The sequence below is a fragment of the Glycomyces tarimensis genome, from assembly GCF_054776215.1.
In genome coordinates, this window is sequence record NZ_BAAHCB010000013.1 from 44,348 (window position 1) to 52,369 (window position 8,022).

The following is an 8,022-nucleotide window of genomic DNA, read 5'->3' on the forward strand; positions in this document are numbered from 1 at the left end:
TGGCCCTTGTTTTCTAGGGCCAGTTTTCTAGACTGGGTCCATGTCGTCCCAATCCCATGGCAGCGAACAGCACACAGAGAAGGCCGAGCTCATCCTGGAAGCCTCGCGTCGAGCCGCCGCGTACGTCGCTTCGAGCCCCGGGCGCGGCGTGTTCCCGAGCGAGGAGGCGCTGAGGGGCCTCGATCGCTTTCCGCGCGACCTCGGCGACAAGGGGGTGGGCGCGCACGAGGTCGTGGCGATGCTCGACGACCTCGGATCGCCTGCCACCGTGGCCTCCACCGGCGGCCGGTACTTCGGTTTCGTCACCGGTGGGACCGACCCGGCCGCGTCGGCGGCGGCGGTGCTCCTGAGCGCCTGGGACCAGAACGTCGCACTGCCGGTCATGTCGCCGGTCGCGGCCCTGCTCGACGAGCTCGCCGCCCGCTGGTGCCTCGAACTGCTGGGGCTGCCGGACACGGCGATCGCCACCTTCTGCTCCGGTGCCTCGGTCGCGAACCTCACGTGCCTCATCGCCGCCCGCGACGCGCTGCTGCACCGCGCCGGATGGAACGTCGCCGAGCGCGGCCTGTCCGGAGCGCCGCCGGTGCGGGTGGTCGCCTCGGCGGAGATCCACGCTTCGGTGGCGAAGGCGCTGCGCGCCGCCGGCATCGGCACGGACCAGATCGAGTCGGCGCCCACCGACGAGTGCGGACGGGTGCTGGTCGACCGCTTCGGGCCCGTCGACGGTCTGACGCTCGTGCTGCTCCAGGCGGGGAATGTGAACACCGGCCACAGCGATCCGTTCCGCGAGCTCGTCCCGATGGTCCACCGCGAGGGCGGCTGGGTGCACGTCGACGGCGCCTTCGGATTGTGGGCCGGCGCCTCCGAGGCGCGTCGGCACCTCGTCGACGGCGTGGAGCTGGCCGATTCGTGGGCCACCGACGCGCACAAATGGTTGAACACCTCCTACGATTCGGGGATCGCGGTCTGCCGCGACCAGGCGGACCTACGGCGGGCGATGTCCTTCAGCGCCGCCTACCTGGCGAGCGATGCCGAACGCGCCGGGGCGCATCTGGGTCTGCAGATGTCCCAGCGCGCCCGCGGGGCCGAGCTGTGGGCGATCCTGACGAGTCTGGGCCGCACGGGCGTCGCCGAGCTGGTCGACCGGTGCTGCGGCCACGCCGAGCAGATGGCGCGGCTGCTCGAAGCGGCGGGAGCGCGGCTCCTGGCCCCGCAGGTGCTCAATCAGGTCCTCGTGCAGTTCGACGACGATGCGACCACCGACGCGGTGATCGACGCCGTCCAGGCCGACCGGACCTGCTGGGCCGGAGGCACCGTCTGGCAGGGCCGCCACGCCATGCGCATCAGCGTCTCCGACGCCTCGACCAGCGCCGACGACATCGCCGCCTCGGCCGACGCCATCGTGCGGTGCTGGAGGGGCGCGGTCGGCGACGGCAGCGGGAGCGCCAATGGCTGAGGCGACCACTGTGCGGCCGGATGGACCGGTCGGTTTCATCGGACTGGGGATCATGGGCCGGCCCATGGCGCTCAATCTGGCGCGGGCCGGCTTCGATCTGGTGGTGTGGAACCGCACGCGCTCGCGCTGCGAGGGCCTCGAGGCCGCGGGTGCCGCGGTCGCGGCGACCGCGGGCGAGGTGTTCTCGCGGTGCGGAACCGTCGTGCTGATGTTGGCGGACGAGGCGGCCGTCGACGCGGTCCTGGACCGGCACCGGCCCGGTTTCGAGTCGCTCGTCCGCGACCGCAGGATCGTGCAGATGGGAACGTTCAGCCCCGGTTATGCCGCCGAGCTCGCGGCAGCGGTCTCCGCCGCGGGCGGCTCGTATGTCGAGGCGCCCGTGTCGGGCTCGCGCGGACCGGCCGAAGAGGGCACCCTCGTGGCGATGCTCGCCGGGGACGAGGGCGCGATCACCGAGGTGCTCCCGATCGTCGAGGCGATGTGCGGACGGCACTTCGTCTGCGGCGCGGTGCCGAGTGCGCTGACGACGAAACTCGCCGTCAACGTATTCCTGATAACGACGGCGACCGGGCTGGCCGAGACGTTCCATTTCGCCGAGGCCAGCGGCGTCGACCCGCAGGTGCTGCGCGACGTGCTCGACGCCGGGCCGATGTCGTCGCCGCTCTCGCGCGGCAAGACGGCGAAACTGGTCGACGGTGACTTCACGCCGCAGGCGGCCATCGCCGACGTGCACAAGAACAGCGTCCTCATCGACGAGGCCGCCGCCGGCACCGGCACGGCGGTTCCCCTGGTGAGCCTGTGCCGGGAGCTCTACCGGCAGGCGGCGGATCTCGGCCACGGTGAGCGGGACATGATCGCGGTCGGACGGGCCATCGCCGCGCTCGATCGATGGCGTCGCGGTACCACGGCTTGAGGTGCTGCGCGGCCGCCGGTCCTATTGCACCGACCAGCCGCCGTCGGACGGCAGTACGGCGCCGTTGACGTTGACGCCGTCGTCGCTGAGCAGGAAGGTGATGGAGGCGGCCAGCTGTTCGGCGGTGGCGAGGCTCGGGATCGCCCGCTGGAACGGCCCGAGCCGGGCCGAGCCGGTCTCCGAGACCCGGGCGGGCATCGGGATGCCCGTCGCCACGCCTCCCGGTGCGACCGCGTTGACCCGGATGCCGTGGGGGCCGTACATGAAGGCCGTCGACCGCGTCAGACCGACCACGCCGTGTTTCGAGACCGTGTAGGCGGTGCCCGAGGCGCCGCCGCGGAGTGCCGCCTCCGAGGCGACATTGACGATCGAGCCTTTCCCGGCGGCCATCATCGTCGGCAGGACCGCGCGGCTCAGTTTGAAGCCGCCGGTGAGGTTGATCGCGATGACCCGGTCCCACATGTCGTCCGAGGTCTCGTGGGCGGGCGAGAAGTCGTCGTTGACCCCGGCGACGTTCGCGAGCGCGTCGATGCGGTCGCCGGCGGCGGCGACGATCCGGTCGACGTCGTCCTGAGCGGTGATGTCGCCGGCGACCGCCGTGACGGTGCCGCCGGGGATCGAGGCGGCGAACTCGTCGAGCCGCTCGGTCGAGACGTCGGCGGCGACCACGTGGCCGCCTTCTCGTGCGATCCGCGATGCGGCCGCGCGGCCGATGCCGGATGCGGCGCCGGTGACGATCACCGTCTTCCCGTCGAACCGCCCGGGCGCGATGGTCTCGGCCCACTGCCCCGAGTCGGTCCGCTCCTCGGGGACGACGCCCCCGTTGGCCCGCATGACCATGTCGTCGACCGACGATTGCGACAGTTTGCCCTGGCTGAGGGTCACGAGCTGCTGCAGGGGCAGCGTGCGGACGGGTGCGAGCGTCTCCTCGTCTGCGCCTGTCCGCTCAAGCAGCCCTCGGATCAAGGGGGCCCCTTCGGGATGCTCCAGCCATGCGCCGATGGTGCTCTGCGCCGTGAGCGGGCGATGCGAGTCGGTCATGCGCTGCTCTCCTTTTGAGCCGTTTCGGGCAGGTGCGCAGGATCGCTTCGACGGCCGCCGCCGATGCGACCGCGAAGTCCACCGCGAGGCCGAACCTATCTGGTTCCAGTGGTTCGGACGTGGCGAATGCTGAAACGCGGCGGCGGACGGCCGATGGCGTCCCGGCCCGCGGTGGGCGCGGCGTCTACCAGTCGTGCACCGTTCCGTCGGCCAGCCGGTTGAACGGCAGGTATGCCTGCGCGTAGGGGTACTTCCCCGCCTCGTCGGCATCGAGCTCGACGCCGAGGCCGGGCCGGTCGCCGGGGTGGAGGTAGCCGTCGGACCAGGTGAAGGACTGCTGGAAGACCTGGTCGGTCTTGGGGCCGTGCCGCATGTACTCCTGGATGCCGAAGTTGTGGATCGCGAGCCCGAGATGCATCGCGGCGGCCATGCCGACCGGCGAGATGTCGGTGGGCCCGTGCATGCCGGACTTGATCTGGTACTGCGCGGCGTAGTCCAGGACCTTCTTCAGGTGCGAGATGCCGCCGGTGTGGGTGACGGCGCTGCGCACGTAGTCGATGAGCTGTTCGCGGATGATCTGCTGGTAGTCCCAGACGGTGTTGAAGATCTCCCCGATCGCGAGCGGTGTGGTGGTGTGGTTTCGGACCAGCCGCAGTGCCTCCTGATTCTCGGCCGGGGTCACGTCTTCGAGCCAGAACAGGTCGTACGGCTCCAGCGACCTGCCCAGTTGCGCGGCCTGGATCGGGGTGAGCCGGTGGTGGGCGTCGTGCAGCAGCGGCAGCTCGGGGCCGAACTCGGAGCGGACCGCTTCGAAGACGGTCGGCACGTGGCGCAGATAGCTGCGGGTGTCCCAGTCCTCCTCATTGGGCATCGCGCCGCGCTGGGCGGGCTCGTGGTCGTACCGGACGCCGTCGTTGGCCTCGTAGGTGGCGTTCGAGGCGATGCCGTAGATCGACTTCAGGCCGGGGACGCCGGTCTGGACGCGGATGGCCCGGAAGCCCTGCTCCTGGTGGTCGCGGATCGAGTCGAACAGCGCTTCGGTGGTCTTGCCCGAAGCGTGCCCGTAGGCGAGCAGGCCGTTGCGGGAGGCGCCGCCGAGCAGCTGGAACACCGGCATGCGCGCGGCTTTGCCCTTGATGTCCCACAGCGCCATGTCGACCGCGGCGATCGCGGCCATCGTCACCGGCCCGCGCCGCCAGTAGGCGCTGCGGTAGAGGAACTGCCAGGTGTCCTCGATGCGGTGGGCGTCCCGGCCGAGCATCAGCGGGACCACGTGGTCCCGGAGGTAGGAGACGACGGCCAGTTCCCGGCCGTTCAAGGTGGCGTCGCCGAGCCCGGTGAGACCGTCGTCGGTCGTGAGCTTGAGCGTCACGAAGTTCCGGTCCGGGCTGGTCACGATGACTTCGGCTTTGTCGATGATCATGATGCCCCAGGATTCCATGGCGGCCTCGCGGGTGCCGATGCGCGTCCGGCGGGCCGGCTCGGCCGGTTCAGCGGCGGCGCTGCGGGGCCGAGTACCGCTCGCGGCGCGCCGTCGGCCGCTTGCCCTTGATCGTGGTGCGCCGCAGCGCCTCGATGACCTCGTCGGCGGAGGATTCGGGTATCTCCACGAGCGAGAACCGGTCGGCGATCTCGATCGCGCCGATGTCGCGGCCGCTGAGCCGCGACTCGCCGGCGATCGCGCCGACCAGGTCTTTCGGGCGGACCCCGGCGTCGCGCCCGAGGTTGAGGAAGATCCGCGTCGTCTCGCCGTCGGCGCGGGAACGGCGATCGCCGCCGCGGTCGCCCTCGCGGCGCGGCCCTCGCCCCGCCGGCTCGGCGATCTGGGGGATCTCCCGCTCCTCGACGTCGCCCCCGGTGGCCTCATGCGCCAGCTTCACCGCCGCGAGCGCGATGTCCATGACGTCGAACTCGTCGGTGAGCGCCTCGACCACCACGCTGAACCGGTCGAGATCGTCCGTGACGAGGCTTTCATGCAGCGCGGCCCGGGTCATTTCGAGTCGGCGCGCGCGCAGGTCGGTGACCGTGGGGACTTTCTCGATGGTGATGCGCCGCTTCGTCAACCGCTCGATCGCCTTGAGCATCCGATGCTCACGCGGCTCGGTGAGCGTGATCGCCACGCCCTCGCGGCCGGCGCGGCCGACTCGGCCGATGCGGTGCACGTACGCCTCCGGCGCGGCGGGCACGTTGTAGTTGATCACGTGGGTGAGGTGTTCGATGTCGAGGCCGCGGGCGGCCACGTCGGTGGCGATGAGCAGGTCCGCGGCGCCGCCGCGCACACGCTTCATGACGCGGTCGCGCTGCTCCTGGCTCATGCCGCCGTGCAGGGCCTCGGCCCGGTGACCGCGCCCGTTCAGCGTCTCGGTCAGCTGTTCCACCTCCGCTCGCGTGCGGCAGAAGACGATCGCCGCCTCCGGCGCCTCCACATCGAGCACGCGGCCGAGGGCGTCGGGCTTGTGCGCGCGGGCGACGATGTAGCCGCTCTGCCGCACCAGCGGCGTCTGCTCGGCGGCGACCGCCTCGCGGCCGAGCTCGATCCGCACCGGGTCGCGCAGCTGCCGTCTGGCGATGCGGTCGAGCCGCGAAGGCATGGTCGCCGAGAAGAGCATGGTCTGGCGCTCTTCGCTGGTCCGGGCGAGGATCGCCTCGATGTCCTCGGCGAAGCCCATGTCGAGCATTTCGTCGGCCTCGTCGAGCACCACCGCCGACACGCCGTCGAGGCGGAGGCTCCCGCGCTCGATGTAGTCGAGCGCGCGGCCGGGCGTCGCGACCACCACGTCGACGCCTCGGCGCAGCACCTGCAACTGGCGGCCGATCGGTTGGCCGCCATAGATCGGCAGGACTCGGGCGCCCAGTTCCCTGCCGTAGCGGTGGAACGCCTGGGACACCTGGATCGCCAGTTCGCGCGTGGGCACCAGCACCAGCGCTTCGGGTTGGGCCTCTCCCCTGCCGGCGGGCATCCGCTCGAGCAGCGGCAGGGCGAACGCGGCGGTCTTGCCCGTTCCGGTCGCGGCTTGGCCGAGCAGGTCGCGCCCCGCGAGGAGCGGGGGGATGGCCTCGCTCTGGATGGGCGTCGGCTCCTCATATCCGAGGTCGGACAGGACGCCCAGCAGCTTGGGTCCCAGCCCGAGCTCGGCAAAGCCCGGCGCCGCTTCGTCGGCGTTCATGGTGTTCACCGGCCTCCGATCACGTTTCGCGCTTCCGCGCGTTGAGCCTAGGCCCCGCTCGCGGGGCCGGGCCGGACAGGTCGCCGAGCGACTGCTGCCGACCGTGCGGTTCGGCTTCACCGGTTACCCGCATCGCCTTCCGGTCATGCCCGGCCGGTCTGATCGTCTGGGGTCGCTGCGGTAGCCTGTGCGCGTGACATACACATGCTTCCGACTGAGCTAGCGCTCCGCTAGCCGACCCGAGGGAAATCCCGCGGCTAGCGATGTGGCGCGGCCGTCCCCCGTGCCAGGTCGCTCACCGGGAGCTTTGTCATGTCACCGAACCGTCGTTCGACGGTGGGCGCGTTCGCGCCCGAATCACCTGATCGTCACTGCCCGCTCTTCGCCACCGCCGTCCGTGGACTCGAAGGCCTCGCCGCCGAGGAACTCGCCCAGCGCGGGCACCGGGTCCTGTCCGTTCGCAAACGCCGGCTCCAGCTCGCCTCGCCGCAGGCGCTCGCCTTCGATCGACCGCGCACGGTCGACGACCTCCTGCTGCAAGCGGCCCGGACACCAGACCCCGGCTCTACGAAGGCCGACCTCGAACGGCTGCGGGGCTGGCTCGGCACCGCGGACCCCGAGCCGGCGCGCGCACTTCTCGACCGCACCGACCCGGTCGTCTGCGTCTCGGCGTCCATCAGCGGGCGGCGCACCTACAACCGCTACGACCTGGAGGCGGTCATCGGCTCGGTTCTGGCCGAGGGACTCGGCGCCCGTTTCGCCTCGCGGCGCGGCGGCGCCCGCCCTCCGGCGAACGCCGTCGAATGGCGGGCGGTGCTGTCCCCCGATGGTCTCCTGCTCGGGCTGCGCGGCAGCCGCCCGCCGCTCCACCGGCGGGCATGGAAGACGGCATCGATCCCGGGCACGCTCCACCCGCCGGTCGCGGCCGCGATGGCGCGGCTCGCCGGCATCGAATCGGCGATGACGGTCCTGGACCCTTGCTGCGGCGCCGGAACGATCCTCGTCGAGGCCGGGGAACCGGCGCCTCACGCTCACCTCATCGGCGGCGACGTCGACCCGGCGGCGCTGGCGGCGTCGGCACGCAACGCGCGGCACCTGCCCGGCATCGCCTTGCGGGAGGCGGACGCCGCACGTCTGCCGTTCCCCACCGGATCGATCGACCGGATCGTGACCAATCCCGCGTGGGGCCGCCAGGTGGCGACGCGGCGTTCCTTCACGGCGCTCCTGGCCGAATGGCGCCGTGTCATCGCATTGGACGGACGCCTGGTGTGTCTGGTCTCACCGGAACTGTTGCACCACTTCGACACCGGTCGATCCGGATGGAACGTCGTCGAGACCCGTCAGCTGAGCCTGGCCGGGCAGCACCCGGTGATCGTGGTGGCCCGGCCTTGAACCGACGCACGGCCCTTTCTCTCCGCCTGGTCTCCTCGCCTTCGGCTCCGGGC

The 8,022-nt window shown here is 71.4% G+C and carries 6 protein-coding genes; 3 read left to right on the forward strand and 3 right to left on the reverse strand.

Annotation, left to right across the window (positions count from 1 at the left end; genetic code table 11):
- The first annotated feature begins 40 nt into the window (after positions 1-40).
- Both ACYVK3_RS11765 and ACYVK3_RS11770 read left to right on the forward strand, forming a co-directional pair.
- On the forward strand, positions 41-1,456 hold the full coding sequence (locus ACYVK3_RS11765; protein ID WP_460497507.1) for a pyridoxal phosphate-dependent decarboxylase family protein: 1,416 nt from the start codon (positions 41-43) through the stop codon (positions 1,454-1,456).
- Entirely contained in the window at positions 1,449-2,369 is a 921-nt protein-coding gene (locus ACYVK3_RS11770; RefSeq protein ID WP_460497508.1) for an NAD(P)-dependent oxidoreductase, read from the forward strand. The genes ACYVK3_RS11765 and ACYVK3_RS11770 overlap by 8 nt, the downstream gene beginning before the upstream one ends.
- 21 nt (positions 2,370-2,390) lie before the next feature.
- On the opposite strand, the gene ACYVK3_RS11775 is transcribed toward ACYVK3_RS11770, so the two are convergent.
- The 3 genes from ACYVK3_RS11775 to ACYVK3_RS11785 all read right to left on the reverse strand — a co-directional run bounded on the left by ACYVK3_RS11775 (position 2,391) and on the right by ACYVK3_RS11785 (position 6,577).
- Entirely contained in the window at positions 2,391-3,410 is a 1,020-nt protein-coding gene (locus ACYVK3_RS11775) for an SDR family NAD(P)-dependent oxidoreductase (protein WP_460497509.1), read from the reverse strand.
- Positions 3,411-3,594: 184 nt separating this feature from the next.
- Positions 3,595-4,833, reverse strand: a complete 1,239-nt coding sequence (gene manD, locus ACYVK3_RS11780) for a D-galactonate dehydratase family protein (RefSeq protein ID WP_460497510.1) — start codon at positions 4,831-4,833, stop codon at positions 3,595-3,597.
- A 67-nt stretch (positions 4,834-4,900) separates the two neighbouring features.
- Positions 4,901-6,577, reverse strand: coding sequence for a DEAD/DEAH box helicase (locus ACYVK3_RS11785; protein WP_460497581.1), 1,677 nt, complete (start codon positions 6,575-6,577; stop codon positions 4,901-4,903).
- Positions 6,578-6,889: 312 nt separating this feature from the next.
- Here ACYVK3_RS11785 and ACYVK3_RS11790 point away from each other — a divergent pair, with 312 nt between their 5' ends.
- Complete coding sequence (locus tag ACYVK3_RS11790) at positions 6,890-7,969, forward strand: methyltransferase domain-containing protein (protein WP_460497511.1); 1,080 nt, start codon at positions 6,890-6,892, stop codon at positions 7,967-7,969.
- Positions 7,970-8,022 lie beyond the last annotated feature (53 nt).

What these genes read in the sequence shown, in the direction of transcription:
- ACYVK3_RS11765 (WP_460497507.1), top strand. Translation starts at nt 41, where the DNA reads ATGTCGTCCCAATCCCATGGCAGCGAACAGCACACAGAGAAGGCCGAG.
- ACYVK3_RS11770 (WP_460497508.1), top strand. Translation starts at nt 1,449, where the DNA reads ATGGCTGAGGCGACCACTGTGCGGCCGGATGGACCGGTCGGTTTCATC.
- ACYVK3_RS11775 (WP_460497509.1), bottom strand. Translation starts at nt 3,410, where the DNA reads ATGACCGACTCGCATCGCCCGCTCACGGCGCAGAGCACCATCGGCGCA.
- manD (WP_460497510.1), bottom strand. Translation starts at nt 4,833, where the DNA reads ATGATCATCGACAAAGCCGAAGTCATCGTGACCAGCCCGGACCGGAAC.
- ACYVK3_RS11785 (WP_460497581.1), bottom strand. Translation starts at nt 6,577, where the DNA reads ATGAACGCCGACGAAGCGGCGCCGGGCTTTGCCGAGCTCGGGCTGGGA.
- ACYVK3_RS11790 (WP_460497511.1), top strand. Translation starts at nt 6,890, where the DNA reads ATGTCACCGAACCGTCGTTCGACGGTGGGCGCGTTCGCGCCCGAATCA.